The 13,457-nt window shown below is 52.3% G+C and carries 15 protein-coding genes; 5 read left to right on the forward strand and 10 right to left on the reverse strand.

Annotation, left to right across the window (positions count from 1 at the left end; translation table 11 throughout):
• Positions 1-40: 40 nt before the first annotated feature.
• The gene (gene lgt, locus Q3O12_RS06915) at positions 41-889 is read right to left on the reverse strand and encodes a prolipoprotein diacylglyceryl transferase (protein ID WP_301669827.1); all 849 of its coding nucleotides are present in this window, start codon (positions 887-889) and stop codon (positions 41-43) included.
• Between the two features lie 75 nt (positions 890-964).
• Complete coding sequence (locus Q3O12_RS06920) at positions 965-2,095, reverse strand: M14 family metallopeptidase (RefSeq protein WP_301669828.1); 1,131 nt, start codon at positions 2,093-2,095, stop codon at positions 965-967.
• Positions 2,096-2,263: 168 nt separating this feature from the next.
• Here Q3O12_RS06920 and argB point away from each other — a divergent pair, with 168 nt between their 5' ends.
• On the forward strand, positions 2,264-3,160 hold the full coding sequence (argB, locus tag Q3O12_RS06925) for an acetylglutamate kinase (RefSeq protein WP_118996862.1): 897 nt from the start codon (positions 2,264-2,266) through the stop codon (positions 3,158-3,160).
• Positions 3,161-4,492: 1,332 nt separating this feature from the next.
• Here argB and Q3O12_RS06930 read toward each other — a convergent pair.
• From Q3O12_RS06930 to Q3O12_RS06955, 6 genes are all read right to left on the reverse strand, one after another.
• Positions 4,493-5,161, reverse strand: a complete 669-nt coding sequence (locus Q3O12_RS06930) for a histidinol-phosphatase (protein WP_301669829.1) — start codon at positions 5,159-5,161, stop codon at positions 4,493-4,495.
• On the reverse strand, positions 5,158-5,826 hold the full coding sequence (gene hda / locus Q3O12_RS06935; protein WP_002213636.1) for a DnaA regulatory inactivator Hda: 669 nt from the start codon (positions 5,824-5,826) through the stop codon (positions 5,158-5,160). The genes Q3O12_RS06930 and hda overlap by 4 nt, the downstream gene beginning before the upstream one ends.
• An 83-nt stretch (positions 5,827-5,909) precedes the next feature.
• Positions 5,910-7,679: an ABC transporter ATP-binding protein/permease gene (locus Q3O12_RS06940; RefSeq protein ID WP_301669830.1), complete on the reverse strand. Its 1,770-nt coding sequence runs from the start codon at positions 7,677-7,679 to the stop codon at positions 5,910-5,912.
• Positions 7,680-7,966: 287 nt separating this feature from the next.
• Positions 7,967-8,614 carry a DUF799 domain-containing protein gene (locus Q3O12_RS06945; RefSeq protein ID WP_301669831.1) on the reverse strand — a complete coding sequence of 216 codons (648 nt, stop codon included), beginning with the start codon at positions 8,612-8,614 and terminating at the stop codon, positions 7,967-7,969.
• The gene (locus tag Q3O12_RS06950; RefSeq protein WP_301669879.1) at positions 8,611-8,979 is read right to left on the reverse strand and encodes a DUF4810 domain-containing protein; all 369 of its coding nucleotides are present in this window, start codon (positions 8,977-8,979) and stop codon (positions 8,611-8,613) included. Before Q3O12_RS06950 ends, Q3O12_RS06945 begins: the two co-directional genes overlap by 4 nt.
• A 9-nt stretch (positions 8,980-8,988) precedes the next feature.
• Positions 8,989-9,660, reverse strand: a complete 672-nt coding sequence (locus Q3O12_RS06955; RefSeq protein WP_025458375.1) for a CsgG/HfaB family protein — start codon at positions 9,658-9,660, stop codon at positions 8,989-8,991.
• A gap of 342 nt (positions 9,661-10,002) precedes the next feature.
• Between Q3O12_RS06955 and Q3O12_RS06960 the strand changes: the two genes are divergently transcribed.
• From Q3O12_RS06960 to Q3O12_RS06975, 4 genes are read left to right on the forward strand one after another with little or no spacing between them, the layout of a single operon-like run.
• Positions 10,003-10,413, forward strand: a complete 411-nt coding sequence (locus tag Q3O12_RS06960; RefSeq protein ID WP_301669832.1) for a hypothetical protein — start codon at positions 10,003-10,005, stop codon at positions 10,411-10,413.
• A gap of 17 nt (positions 10,414-10,430) precedes the next feature.
• Positions 10,431-10,673, forward strand: coding sequence for a peptide ABC transporter permease (locus Q3O12_RS06965; RefSeq protein WP_301669833.1), 243 nt, complete (start codon positions 10,431-10,433; stop codon positions 10,671-10,673).
• Positions 10,667-10,945 (forward strand): hypothetical protein, encoded by a 279-nt coding sequence (locus Q3O12_RS06970; RefSeq protein ID WP_301669834.1) that lies wholly within the window; start codon positions 10,667-10,669, stop codon positions 10,943-10,945. Before Q3O12_RS06965 ends, Q3O12_RS06970 begins: the two co-directional genes overlap by 7 nt.
• A 17-nt stretch (positions 10,946-10,962) precedes the next feature.
• Entirely contained in the window at positions 10,963-11,232 is a 270-nt protein-coding gene (locus Q3O12_RS06975) for a hypothetical protein (RefSeq protein WP_301669835.1), read from the forward strand.
• Between the two features lie 79 nt (positions 11,233-11,311).
• Here Q3O12_RS06975 and Q3O12_RS06980 read toward each other — a convergent pair whose 3' ends face one another.
• Both Q3O12_RS06980 and hpnE read right to left on the reverse strand, forming a co-directional pair.
• Complete coding sequence (locus tag Q3O12_RS06980; RefSeq protein ID WP_301669836.1) at positions 11,312-12,031, reverse strand: SDR family oxidoreductase; 720 nt, start codon at positions 12,029-12,031, stop codon at positions 11,312-11,314.
• 82 nt (positions 12,032-12,113) lie between these two features.
• Positions 12,114-13,427, reverse strand: a complete 1,314-nt coding sequence (gene hpnE / locus Q3O12_RS06985) for a hydroxysqualene dehydroxylase HpnE (protein ID WP_301669837.1) — start codon at positions 13,425-13,427, stop codon at positions 12,114-12,116.
• Positions 13,428-13,457: the final 30 nt, after the last annotated feature.

Genomic DNA, 13,457 nt, shown 5'->3' on the forward strand with positions numbered 1-13,457 from the left:
TTAAAATTTAAGTTTCAGACGGCATTTTTATCAAGAAGGTTTAATTTTTCCTGCTGCCGAAAAAGATGAAGCCGGCTATACCCAAAACAATCATGGGGACGCTCAACCATTGCCCCATCGACAGCCCTAAGGTCAGCAGCCCAAGATAATCGTCGGGTTGGCGTGCGAATTCGGCAATGAAGCGGAATACGCCATAACCGCCGAGGAAGAGCGAGGCGACTTGTCCAGTCGGACGCTGTTTTTTAGAGAACAGCCAAACGACGGCGAACAGGCAGATGCCTTCAAGTGCAAACTGATAAAGCTGCGAGGGATGGCGGGGCAACATACTATATTGTTGCAACCAACCTGACCAAAGGGGATTGTGTGCGGCGGCTTCGGCATCTTCGTAATGCGCCTGCGGGAAGCCCATTGCCCAAAATGCGTTAATGTCGGTAATGCGTCCCCAAAGTTCGCCGTTGATGAAGTTGCCGATACGTCCCGAAGCGAGACCCAGTGGAACGAGCGGGGCGACCGTGTCCATCAGTTTGAGGAAGCCGATGCCGTGTTTGCGGCTGAACAACCACATGGCAATAACTACACCCAAAAAGCCGCCGTGGAACGACATTCCGCCTTCCCATACCTTGAAAATATCAAGCGGATGGGCGAGGTAGTCGGAAAACTTGTAAAACAGGACGTAACCCAAACGTCCGCCAAAAATCACGCCCAAAATGCCCCATGTCAGGAAGTCGTCAAGCGATTCTTTGGTAAAAACGGACAAGCCTTGCGCGATGCGCCTTCTGCCGAGAAAGGTAAAAAGAATAAATCCGAGGATGTAGCTTAGGGCATACCAGCGGACGGCAAGCGGGCCGATACTGATAAGGACGGGATCGAATTGGGGATGGGTAATCATGATGTTCCTTGATTTCAATTTCAAATGCCGTCTGAAAGGCATGATGCTTCAGACGGCATTTCTGCAATAAGGGTTTCAGCGCAAATCGCCGATGACGTTGAGGATGGCGGACAATGCGGCTTCGCCCAGGCGCAATGAACGTTGGCCGTTCCATCCGAAGTCGTCGTCGGGCAGGTTGGCGTTGTCTTTAAAGGGCATTTCCAGCGTGTAGGCAAGGCAGTTGAAACGGTTGCCGACCCAGTTGGTCGCCAAGGTCATATTCGCTTCACCTGGCGCGTCTTTTTCGTAACCGTATTCATCTTGGAAATCGGGGCTGGCGTTCAAAAGGGCGGTTTTGAACTGCGCTTCCAGCGCGGCAATGCGCGGATTGTAGTTCGGCACGCCTTCAGTTCCTGCAACAAAGACAAAGGGCAGACCTTCATCGCCGTGGATGTCCAAAAACAAATCTACGCCGGTTTCCAGCATTTTTTCGCGCACGAAGAACACTTCGGGGCTTTTTTCCAAAGTCGGGTTTTCCCACTCGCGGTTGAGGTTCGCACCGGCGGCGTTGGTACGCAGGTTGCCAAGTGCCGAACCGTCGGGATTCATGTTTGGCACGATGTAGAAAGTGGCGCGGTCGAGCAGGGTGCGTGCTGTCGGGTCTTGCGGGTCGAGCAGTCTGCCGAGCAGCCCCTCGATAAACCATTCCGCCATCGTTTCACCCGGATGCTGGCGGGCGGTAATCCAGATTTTCAAATCACTTTCGACCTGATTGCCGATGGTCAGCAGATTGATGTCACGCCCTTGCACGGTGCTGCCCAAATCGTCGATGCGGCACAGCCCGCTGCCTTGCGCGTCGCCGAGGAGGTTTAAATGCTGTTCTTCGGAATAGGGTTCGAAATAGGCGTAATACACGCTGTTGGACAGCGGCGTATGATTGACGGTCAGTACGCCGTTTTCGTAGGAAGTCGGTACGCGGAACCAGTTGCGGCGGTCGTATGATGCACACGCCTGATAGTCTTCCCAGCCTTTCGGGTAGGCGGCTTCTGCCGCGTTTTCAAAATGCATGATGCAGTTTTGATAGGCCGCGCCTTGCAGCCGGAAGTAGAACCATTGTGCAAAATCGGAGGCGTTGTCGGGACGCAGGGCAAGGCGGATGTTGGAAGGATCGGTCAGGTCTTTGACAACGACCGAGCCGGCATCGAAGCGGGTGCTGATTTTAATCATGGGGAATCCTTGCTGTCGCCGGTTTCTCGAACCGGATAAACCGCGATTTTACCGCCCGTATCGCAAGGCTTCAACCTGCCCGAAGGTGTGCCGGATGCCGTCTGAAGATTGTTTCAGACGGCGTTTGGCGTTAACATAAGCCAAAATTGTCAACAATATGGAGCCGTTATGGCGTTTGAAAACATTATTTCCGCCGCCGACAAGGCGCGTATCCTTGCCGAAGCACTGCCTTACATCCGCCGGTTTTCCGGTTCGGTCGTCGTCATCAAATACGGCGGCAACGCGATGACCGAACCTGCCTTGAAAGAAGGGTTTGCCCGCGATGTCGTGCTGCTGAAGCTGGTCGGCATTCATCCCGTCATCGTTCACGGCGGCGGGCCGCAGATCAATGCGATGCTTGAAAAAGTCGGCAAAAAGGGCGAGTTTGTCCAAGGAATGCGCGTTACCGACAAAGAGACGATGGATATTGTCGAAATGGTGTTGGGGGGACACGTCAACAAAGAAATCGTGTCGATGATTAACACATATGGCGGACACGCCGTCGGCGTAAGCGGACGCGACGACCATTTCATTAAGGCGAAGAAACTTTTGATCGATACGCCCGAACAGAATGGCGTGGACATCGGACAGGTCGGTACGGTGGAAAGCATCGATACCGGTTTGGTTAAAGGGCTGATAGAACGCGGCTGCATTCCCGTCGTCGCCCCCGTCGGCGTAGGTGAAAAAGGCGAAGCGTTCAACATCAACGCCGATTTGGTGGCAGGCAAATTGGCGGAAGAATTGAACGCTGAAAAACTCTTGATGATGACGAATATCGCCGGTGTGATGGACAAAACGGGCAATCTGCTGACCAAACTCACGCCGAAACGGATTGATGAACTGATTGCCGACGGCACGCTGTATGGCGGTATGTTGCCGAAAATCGCTTCTGCGGTCGAAGCCGCCGTCAACGGTGTGAAAGCCACGCATATCATCGACGGCAGGTTGTCCAACGCGCTTTTGTTGGAAATCTTTACTGATGCCGGTATCGGTTCGATGATTTTAGGCGGCGGGGAAGATGCCTGAAGCAAAGTCGGAAAATGCCGGCTTTGGCGGAAAACCCGTTTGTCCGGTTTCTGTTTTTGGGGTTTCGGGCAATTTCCAAACCGTCATTCCTGAAAAAATATAGTGGATTAAATTTAAACCAGTACGGCGTTGCCTCGCCTTGCCGTACTATTTGTACTGTCTGCGGCTTCGTCGCCTTGTCCTGATTTTTGTTAATCCACTATAGAAACAAAAACAGAAGCCTAAGATCCGTCATTCCCGCCGGGCATCTGGTTTTTTGAAATCCGGTTGTTTGGGATAAATTCTCCAGCTTTGATTTTTTGTTTTTCCGATAACGCCATAACTTTGAAATTTCGTCATTCCCGCGCAGGCGGGAATCCAGACCTGTCGGCACGGAAACTTATCGGGAAAAAAGGTTTCTTTAGATTTCACGTCCTAGATTCCCACTTTCGTGGGAATGACGGGATGTGGGTTTTTGTGCGGATTTGAACCGGTAAGGGTGGTGTGGGATTGGTGGTTTGCTTAGGATCTTTTGGATTGTAGTTTGTATATACATTTACTTGTTGATAAAAGATAAAATAAAATTAGAAACTAAAAGTGAGAAAAAATTAATAATAATAGGGATGTATAAATGTAAAGGCTCCGTTTCATAGCTAAGGTTATCTGAATATATGGAAAAAAAGTAAAAGTCCATAAAACTAAAATATATAGATAATGCTAATGATAATAGAATTATCACTTTCCTAGAGTAAGGATAATATTTTTTTATCGTAAAAAAATATAAAATAGGATAAATAATTGCCATATAGATAGATTTTGTAACAAAATTAAAAATAAATAATAAAAATAATGTAATAAAGTATATTTTTTGGCTATGAAATAAAATTGTACATAATTGAACGAGCAGATCAAAAAATGAACTACATATAACAATAAATAATAACATATTTACCATACTAAATTTAATAGGTCTCATTATCATATTTAATAACCACTTCATAGTATAGTGGGTGGAAACACTCACTTTATGGTTTGCTACGCTCTGCTCAATTAGCAACCCGATAACCCAATATAGATAATAGGGTAATTAATCCAATCTAATTTGTCAGCATCCGTTAATTTATTGCAAAATAAAGTATTGAATTATGTCGGGTGCAAATGACGAAATATAAGTTTCCGTGCGGACGGATCAAGATTCCCACTTTCGTGGGAATGACGGTGGAAAGATTGTTGTTTTTCCCGATGAATTCCTGTGTTTTTTGTTTTTCCGGATAAATTCCTGTGGCTTTGAGTTTTTGGGATTTCAGCCCCAATGCCGTCTGAACGCCGAATCGGGCTTCAGACGGCATTGCGTCATTTGAAATTCAAAACCGGCCAGCCTTTTTCTTTGGCTTCTTTTTCCAGTTCGGCATCGGGGTTGACGGCGACGGGTTCGTCGACGAGGCGCAGCAGCGGCAGGTCGTTTTTGGAATCGCTGTAAAAATAGGTTTTGCCGTAGCTTTCGAGCGTTTCGCCGCGTTCGACAAGCCATTGGTTCAGGCGGGTGATTTTGCCTTCTTTGAGGCTGGGCGTGCCGACGTAGTTGCCGGTGTAGCGGCCGTCGGGCCCGGTTTCGAGTTGGGTGCCGATGATGTTGGTGATGCCGAAAAGGCGGCAGACGGGGGTGATGATAAATTCGTTGGTTGAGGAAATCACGAGGGTTTCGTCGCCTGCCATTTGGTGGCTCTGCACCAGCATACGCTGCATAGGCGAGATGTGGGGGATGATGTATTCCGCCATAAATTCGCGGTGAAATTCCGCCAGCTCTTCTTTGCTGTAACGGGCGAGCGGGGCGAGGTGGAATTTGAGGAATGCGTCGATGTCGAGGCAGCCGTTTTGGTAGTCGCGGTAGAATTTTTCGTTTTGCGCTTCGGTTTCGGCAGCGTCAACCAAGCCTTTTTTGATGAGGTATTTCGGCCAGGCGTGGTCGGAATCGGTGTTGATGAGGGTGTTGTCGAGGTCGAAGATGGCGAGGTTTTTCATTGGGTTTCCTGTTGTTTCAAAAGCTGGCGCAAAAGCGGCAGGGTGATGCGTTTGCCCATCGTGACGGCGTAGTTGTCCAGCGTGTCGAGCATCATCATCAGGCTGTCCATATCGCGCCGCCAGTGTTTGAGCAGGTATTCGAAAATTTCGGAATCGACGGTTACTTGGCGTGCCGCCGCCATACTGGCGAGCGCGTCGATTTTTTCTTGGTCGGTCAGGGGTTTGACTTCGTAAACGAGGCAGTATGCCATACGCGTTCGCAAGTCTTCGCGGATGACGAGCTGTTGGGGCGTGTATTCCGAACCGAGCAGCAAAAAGCCTTTGCCGCTGTTGCGGAAGCGGTTGAAGATGGAAAAAAGCAGGGCTTGTTCTTCGTTGCCCAGTTTTTCGACTTGATCGACGGCGAGGTATTCCGCCTCGAACGCGGCATCGGTCAGCGGCATGGAGGCGGCATCGATATAGGCGGCGTTTTTGCCGGCTTCGAGCGCCTGTGCGACCCACGCCTGCAAAAGGTGGCTTTTGCCCGCGCCTTCTTCGCCCCAAACATAAATGAATTGTCCGTGTTTGTGTCGGAGGACATAGACCAGTTCCGCGTTTTCCGTGCCGAGGAATTTGTCGAAACTCGGATAGTCGTGTGCGGCAAAGTCGAAAATAAGCTGGTTCACGGTTCGGCATTCCGAGGGGTGGTAAACGGGTTTATTGTACGTTGTTTTCGCGCGCCTTTCCAATTTGAACGAGACGGCATCGTTCAGCCGCAGGCAACGTTGCCGACATCGAGGTGCATATTGTGGAACGCGTTGAGCGTGCTTCGGTGTCCGATGCTGATGATGATGCTGTCGGGCAGTTCTTGCTTTAAGGCGCGGTAGAGTACGGCTTCGGCCGGTTCGTCCAAGGCGGCGGTGGCTTCGTCGAGCAGGACGATTTTGGGCTTGGAAAGCAGGGCGCGGACGAAGGCGACGCGTTGCAGTTCGCCCGGGGAGAGTTTATGCTGCCAGTCGTCGGTTTTATCCAATTTGTCAATCAGATAACCCAAGCGGCAGGTGTTCATTGCGTCAATCAGTTCAGGATGCTGTTTGTCGATATCGGGGTAACAAACCGCGTCGCGCAGGCTGCCCTGTGCCGTGTACGGGCGTTGCGGCAGGAAGAGGATGTCTTGATGCGGCGGACGGCTGACTTTGCCGCTGCTGCCGAACGGCCAAAGCCCAGCCAGCGCGCGTAGCAGCGAGGTTTTGCCGCAACCGCTCGGGCCGCGTATCAGCAGCGAATCGCCGCTTTTGAGTTTGATGTTGATGCCGTCCAATAAAACTTCGCCGTTGTGGCGGAACAGGGCGACGTTTTCCAGTGCAATGCCGTCTGAAACTTCGCTAATCTCGGGTTGCCGCGCGGTGTGTTTTTCTTCCGTACTCAGCAAAAAGCCGTACAGACGCTCCAATCGGGCGCGGTAGGCAGTGAATTTGTTGTAGAACATCCGAAAGAAGGACAGCGCGTTTTGCAGTCGTGCGAAGGCTTGGACAGTCTGCTGGATGTCGCCGATTTTGATTTGTCCGGCAAACAGGCGCGGAGCTTGCAAAATAATGGGGAAAAGTTTGATGCCGTTAGTGAACATATCGTTAAAGCCGCTTAAGCAGACGCTTTGCCGCGCAATGCGCCAACGGTTGCGGATAATGGCTTTAAAGCGGTCGGAAAGCCGGCCGTGTTCGTGTTGTTCGCCGTTGTAAAACGCCACGCTTTCGGCGTGGTCGCGCACGCGGATGAGGGAATAACGGTAGTCGCCGTTGAGCTTTTCGTTTTCATAGTTGTAACGAATCAACGGGTTGCCTATCCACATGGCGATAAAGGTTGCCAAAATTACAAATATATAGACAAACCAAACGATGCCGTGCGGAATGTCGAAGCCGAACACGGTCAGGATGCCTGCCAAGCCCCACAAAACAACGGCAAATTCTAGCGAGGTAACGACCGAATTGACCATGCCGCGCACAAATTCGATGGTCGAAGCGATAAATTCCTGCGCGTCCTGTTGGATACGCTGGTCGATATTGTCCGGCGCGTGGCGGCGCATTTGCAGGCGGTAGTAGTTTTTGTCGGCAAGCCAGCGCGTGGTCAGCACTTTATTGAGCCGCTCCGACCATTTAATCGCCAAGCCTTGATCGAGAAAGTCGTTGACGACGTTGTTAAACGCCCGTATCAGCACCACGCCCGCGTTCATTGCGGCAAACATCCAAAATGCCGAAGCATTCAAATCCTGCATCGAGTCGTAAAGCCCTTTGGACATAAAGGTACTCAACACATTCAGCCGTACTTCGGTCAACAGCAGCGTAATCATCGCCGTAATCAGCAGCAAGACTTTGACCGCGCTTTTCGGTGTCAGGCAAAGGCGCAGGATATAGGCAAACTCGCGCCCGAAACGCGTTTTCCGTGTCAAAAACAGAATCACCGCCGAAGCGGCGGAAACTATCAAGAGAGTCTGTAAAAGCCAAAGCGGTGTGGAATAAAGCTCGGTTTGCCATTTTTGCATGGGAAATCTCTTACGGTATCAATGCCGTCTGAAAAGACGGGTACAGTTGATTTTTTGATGAAGTTTGGGGAAGTTTTGCAGGTCAGGGCATATTGCGTGTTAATTTACCATACAACCACTCCGGAATTAAGTTTAAATTTGAATAAAAGGTTCGGGTTCTGCAAAATACAGAACCCGAACCTTGTTCGGATATTGAAACCGGCTGCCCGATTTTGGGTGGTACGGCTTGCAAGTATCAAAATTCGCATATGCCGTCTGAAGCTCGGAGAAATTCAGACGGCATCTGCTTATTTGGGCTGCTCTTCGACAAACCTCGGACCTTTCAGGATGCCGTTGCGGGAATAGGGCGACAGCAGGTCGTATGCGGCGGCTTTGGAAACCTGATAACCGCGGTCGGTCAGGCTGTTGGCAATTTGGTTGACCACTGCGCCGACCAAAGCACCCAGCAGGCCGCTGTTGCTGTTGTTGCTGCCTTCGCGGATACTGGCCGAACCCGACCACAACACTTTCCCGTTGCGGGAATCGACCAGCCGTGCTCTGGCGGATACGGTCGTTACGCTGTCTAAAATTTGATATGAAGTGCCGTATTCGGTAATTGTAATGTACAAAACCGCATCATTGCCGAAAATCTGATGCAGTTTTTCCGGCCGGACGGCGTGAATATCGGCGGCATTGGTCAAACCGTTTTGTTTGAAGGTTTCCTCCACGACTGCGGCGGGGAAGACGTAATAGCCGGCTTCGGAAAGCGGCTCGGCGGTCGAAGCCAGCATCCCCCAAGCGCCGTTGACATCGGGCGATTCGTTCAGGGGCGGTACGACCAGAATCGAGGCGGGCTTGCTTTCTTTGAATGCCGTGTAGTCGAAATCGGGAGCCTTTTGGACTTGGCAGGCAGACAGCGCCAACACGGCGGCAAGCCCTAAAATCAAAGGTTTCATCGCTTGCCTCCTTTACCGGTTTTCATCAGGAAGTCCATAAATACGCCCGATTCGGGAAACAGCCTTTTCTCTTCTTCAAACTGACGGAACGCGTCCTCTTTGTCTCCCGAATGGGAAAGCAGCAGTCCCAAATGGGCGTGCGCACCCGGGGCGGCATTCATTTTTTTGTTGTCGACTTCCACAAAATATTTTTGCATCTTTTCGGTCTGCTTGCCCAACGAAGTGTCATCGTTTTTCAAACCTTCGTAAACGGTATCGGGATAGTCGCCGTAATAATACAGGTTTTTATGCCCGCCGCCCCCGCAGGCGGTCAGAGCCAAGACCGCCGCACACAGCGACAAACGACTCAAGGTTTTCGGATTCATCATTTGTCCTTAACGGTTGGGTTGCCATGCACCGTTGTCGACAGCCTGAACCAGGTTATTGACGGCTTCGCGGATTGCCAAGTCCAAAACTTTGCCGTTCAAAGTCGCATCGTAGCCGGAGGTGCCGCCGAAACCGATGATTTCACGGTTGGAAAGTGCGTATTCGCCCGCGCCCTGTGTGGAATAGACGATTTCGGAAGTATTGACGTTGACGATATTCAGAGCCACTTTTGCATAGGCGATTTGTGATTTGCCGCGACCCAAAATGCCGAAGAGCTGATGATCGCCGACATCTCTGCGCCCGAATTCGGTTACATCGCCGGTAACGACATAATCTGCGCCTTTCAGGTTTTGCATTTTGCCGGAAATGCCGGATTCCTGTTTCAATGCGCTAAGGTTGGTGCGGTTCAGTACGTTGAAGCGGTTGGTTTGTTGCAGGTGCGTTACCAGAATGGTTTTCGCCTGGCTGCCCAAACGGTCTTCCCCGTCGGAGAAAATGCCTTTTTGGAAGCTGGAGCGGTTGTCGAATGTTCCAACGGAAATCGGGGTGCGAACACCGTGATATTGCGTATTGTAGGAGGCGACTTTTGCTACCTCGAGGCTGCGTGAGGATTCGGTCGCACAGCCGGTCAGTGAAACGGCAGCGGCGGCAAAAGCGATGGCGGCGGAAATTTTTTTCATGAAACCTGCTCCAAAATTGTTAGAGGAATAAAGAGGTTGTTATTATTATTTGCATGTAATTTTTAGTCAAGGTGTTTTTGTCTGCCGGGGTGTCGAAAGATTTGCCTGTGTCGGCATATTGCGGATATGGCGTGCTTTTTGATGCCGTCTGAAAAGAAGGGCGGGTGTGGAACCTGCCCTTTGATCGCAGGGCACATGGGGCGCGATTATCTACCGCCCGTTCTGCATTGCTTCCATGACGGTTAGCTAGGTTGCCTGAAAAACAAGGCCGTCTGAAACAGGCGGCTTTCCCTGCACCTGAAAAGGCGTGTTTCTGCCGCCGGCAGGCGGTTTTTTTGTTCTATGAAGAATAAAACCTTTACCGATCACGATATTCGGGTAACAATTAGCGGCATCATCAAGGAGATTTGGGGTGGCGGTGTCGCATCAAACCGCCCCGAGAACATTACTCCGGAAGTGGCTGCCGTAGTAAGCGATGCGGTAAACCAAATCAAAACCTGCTCCAAGCGTCTGTTGGCAGTAGATATTACCTATAACTTTCTCTATACTGCTCCCGGTACGATTTGGGAAGTGATTGAGGGTATGGCTGCCGATATGATTGCAAACCTACGCTATGATGATAAGCGCAATCCGCTTGCCACCTATATCGGTTGGATCAGGGTGCTGCGCGGCCGGCGGCAGTATGCCGCCTGCGTGAATACCGCCGCACTCAACTACCGCTCGCGTTTGGAGCTGGCTTTTCTCGATCTTTGATTCGTCCGGGAGGGGGTATGTCGGACAGGCTGAAACATATTTGGATGCTGTATCGCAAACCGATACTTTTGAATGTTGTTACCGTCATCATCTATATTTTGCTTGACGGGCCGACCAGTGAGGGCAGCCGAACGCCTATGCCCCCTATGAACGCTTGGGAAAAAATCCTGTTTATGGCAGCCGGCGTCAGCGGATTTGTCAGCCTCCTGTGGATAATGCTGATTGCCCTGTCCGAGCATTACAGGGACAAGAATTGGTAAACGCGTCCCTTGATCGTCATTACTTGCAAAACCTTTTAAGGCAGCCTGAAACCGTCCAAACCGGCTTTCAGGCTGCTTTTACTTTATCCCTTGGAAAGGAAGCCCTATGGTACAATAAAGCAGTCGGCCTTAACAACGCGCTCAAAGTATTGAAGGCTTTTATTGAAAGCTGGATTAAATACAGCGCGGCAGACCGAAAATTAAGAATGTGTATTGTTACGGCACAAGCCCGCTGGCGTTCAAAAGTCGAAATCGAACTGCTGGGCTTGTAACCGCAAGGGGGGCAGGTATGTGGTATTGGATATGGGAAAAAGTGGTACCGGAAAGCATCCGCAACAGCAAGCCGGTGCGGTGGGTAGCCAACCATAGAAAGCTCACTATCTGGGTAATTGTGACAGTATGGATCAACTTCTTCCCCGCTACTTACGAATACGACATTATTCCTGATGGGCGATACAGCTATTGGCATGTCGATCATCCGTGGTATCCCTATGCCCGATTTCTGCTTCCCCTTATTCTCGGTGCGGTTTTTCTTTTCATTCCGCCCGAAGAGAAATAGTAACCTGCATATAAGCAGCCTGAAATCTTTCAGGCTGCTTTTTTATTGGAGAACCCAAATGGCAAAACAAAAAGGAGATTTAGAGGTAAACGATTTCGCCGCTCCGCCCTTTGCTTTCGGAACTTGCCCACCAGACAAATTGCGGGAGTACGTCTTCGTAGTTTTTACGTTCGCTTTTGGCTTCACCCGGATGGGATTTGATGCGTTGGGGGGAATTGATGGGGCCCGGAATCAGGACATTGGCGCGAAGGTTGCCGAAGCGTTCCCATTCATCGGCGGCAACTTTGCACAGATAGTTCAGTGCGGCTTTTGATGCGCCGAAACCGCCCCAGTAGGCTTTTGGGGTTTCCCCGTGGCTTTCGCCGACGAAGATGACGGACGCGTCGGGCGACTGTTTCAGCAGCGGGAACAGGGCGCGGGTCAGCCCCATCGGGGCGACGGTGTTGATGCGGTATTGGTTGACCCATTCGGCGACGGTTTGGAAATCCAGCGGCGAGAGGGCGTAAAAATAGCCGGCGCAGTGGACGATGCCGTCCAGTTTGCCGTGCGTGGCTTCGGCAATGGTGGCGGCGAACTGTTCGAATTCTTTTTCTTCCGCACTCATCAGGTCGAAGCAGATGGCGAAGGGTTCGGGGTGTCCGGCGCCGACGATTGCGTCATAGACTTTTTCCAGTTTCTTTTGATGGCGGGCAACCAAAATCACGGTCGCCCCTTCGGCGGCGTAGGCTTTGGCAACCTGTTCACCCAAGCCTTGCGATGCGCCGGTCACTAAGATGGTTTTGTCGGTCAGTGTCGCCATACTTTTTCCTTTTTGGTTGTCGGTTAAGGTATTTTAGCGTTTTGCCGCACCTTGTAAAGCGTCCTGATGCCGGCCGGCGTTTTCAGACGGCATCGTTCAGGCTTTGCAGGCAGGCTTCCGCCGCCGCGAAACCTGATTGTACGGCGGCTTCGAGTGTGGCGGGGTAGTCCGGGTGGAGGTAGTCGCCGGCGGGGAAGATGCGGTGCCGGTGCAACCACGACAAATCCGGCGGCGGGGCATCGGCTGCGGTTGTGGCACGTTTTTCGGTAATGACGCGCACGGCTTCGGGTTCGCCCAAATGCGGAAGGATGCGTTTGAGGTCGGCGTGGACTTTGTCCGCCCACGCCCGGTTTGCAAACGCGCCGACGCAGTCGGAAACGCTGATGACGGCGGAGACTTCGTTTTCAGGCAGTCCGAGCCTGCCCCGGCAAAGCAGCCATTGCACCGTGCCGTCGGCAAGTCCGGTCAGCGGGGCGGGCAGGCGGACGGGTTCGGCGTAGCGCAGATAGACGGTGGTGATGGCGTGGTAGCGAAGGTTTTGATATGCCGTCTGAACGTGTTCGGGCGTGCCTTCGGGCAGGAGCGCGGCGGCGTGGTAGGGCGCGGTGGCGAGTATGGCGGCATCGAAGGCTTCGCCGTTGACGAGGACTTTTCCGTCCGGGAGGGTGTTCAGACGGCATACGCGCGTTTCGAGGCGGATGTCCGCGCCGAGCCGTTGAAGCTCCGCCAAGGCGGGTTCGGCGACGATTGCGCCCAAATCCTGTTTGGGTAGGAGATAGTCGCTGCCGGATTTTTTCGTCAGCACGCCGTCGGACAAAACGTTGCACAACACGCGCAGGCTTGCGGTTTCCAAAGGCGTGTTGAGCGCGCCCCAAACCAAGGGCTGCCAAAACTGCATTACGGCGGCACGCGGCACGTTCCGCTGTTTCAGCCATTGCGCCACTGTCGCGTCGGGCTGTCCGGGGCGTGCGGACTTCTGCAAATCGGACATATCGGCAAGCAGTTTGGCTTTGAATGCGGTCGGTACGCGCCGGGCAAGCAGCACGCCGCCCAAAATATGCAGCGGCGCGGGCAGGGGGAGGGCGCGGAACTGCAAACCGCCGTGCATATGCCAGTGCAGCGGTACGCGCAAAAAGGCGGCACGGGGGTCTGAACCGATGGTTTTCATCAGGCGCAACACGCCCCGGTATGCGCCGAGCAAAATGTGCTGCCCGTTGTCCAAAAAACCGAAACCGTCGGTATTTCCGGCCAGTGTGCGCGCCCTGCCGCCCGCCTGCCGGCCGGCTTCAAACAGGGTAAGGTCGGCGTGCCGCGCCAAGGCGACGGCGGCGGATAGTCCTGCCCAGCCTGCGCCGATGACGGCGATTTTCGGGCGCGGATGCGGCGTGTTCATCATTTATTCCTCCAATGGTTGAAACCCCGTTTT

The organism is Neisseria benedictiae (assembly GCF_958267435.1).
Classification (GTDB): domain Bacteria; phylum Pseudomonadota; class Gammaproteobacteria; order Burkholderiales; family Neisseriaceae; genus Neisseria; species Neisseria bergeri.

Bases quoted from the DNA above. Each gene is read 5' to 3' on its own strand.
- lgt (WP_301669827.1), bottom strand. From the start codon at position 889: ATGATTACCCATCCCCAATTCGATCCCGTCCTTATCAGTATCGGCCCG.
- Q3O12_RS06920 (WP_301669828.1), bottom strand. From the start codon at position 2,095: ATGATTAAAATCAGCACCCGCTTCGATGCCGGCTCGGTCGTTGTCAAA.
- argB (WP_118996862.1), top strand. From the start codon at position 2,264: ATGGCGTTTGAAAACATTATTTCCGCCGCCGACAAGGCGCGTATCCTT.
- Q3O12_RS06930 (WP_301669829.1), bottom strand. From the start codon at position 5,161: ATGAAAAACCTCGCCATCTTCGACCTCGACAACACCCTCATCAACACC.
- Q3O12_RS06940 (WP_301669830.1), bottom strand. From the start codon at position 7,679: ATGCAAAAATGGCAAACCGAGCTTTATTCCACACCGCTTTGGCTTTTA.
- Q3O12_RS06945 (WP_301669831.1), bottom strand. From the start codon at position 8,614: ATGAAACCTTTGATTTTAGGGCTTGCCGCCGTGTTGGCGCTGTCTGCC.
- Q3O12_RS06950 (WP_301669879.1), bottom strand. From the start codon at position 8,979: ATGAATCCGAAAACCTTGAGTCGTTTGTCGCTGTGTGCGGCGGTCTTG.
- Q3O12_RS06955 (WP_025458375.1), bottom strand. From the start codon at position 9,660: ATGAAAAAAATTTCCGCCGCCATCGCTTTTGCCGCCGCTGCCGTTTCA.
- Q3O12_RS06960 (WP_301669832.1), top strand. From the start codon at position 10,003: ATGAAGAATAAAACCTTTACCGATCACGATATTCGGGTAACAATTAGC.
- Q3O12_RS06965 (WP_301669833.1), top strand. From the start codon at position 10,431: ATGTCGGACAGGCTGAAACATATTTGGATGCTGTATCGCAAACCGATA.
- Q3O12_RS06975 (WP_301669835.1), top strand. From the start codon at position 10,963: ATGTGGTATTGGATATGGGAAAAAGTGGTACCGGAAAGCATCCGCAAC.
- Q3O12_RS06980 (WP_301669836.1), bottom strand. From the start codon at position 12,031: ATGGCGACACTGACCGACAAAACCATCTTAGTGACCGGCGCATCGCAA.
- hpnE (WP_301669837.1), bottom strand. From the start codon at position 13,427: ATGATGAACACGCCGCATCCGCGCCCGAAAATCGCCGTCATCGGCGCA.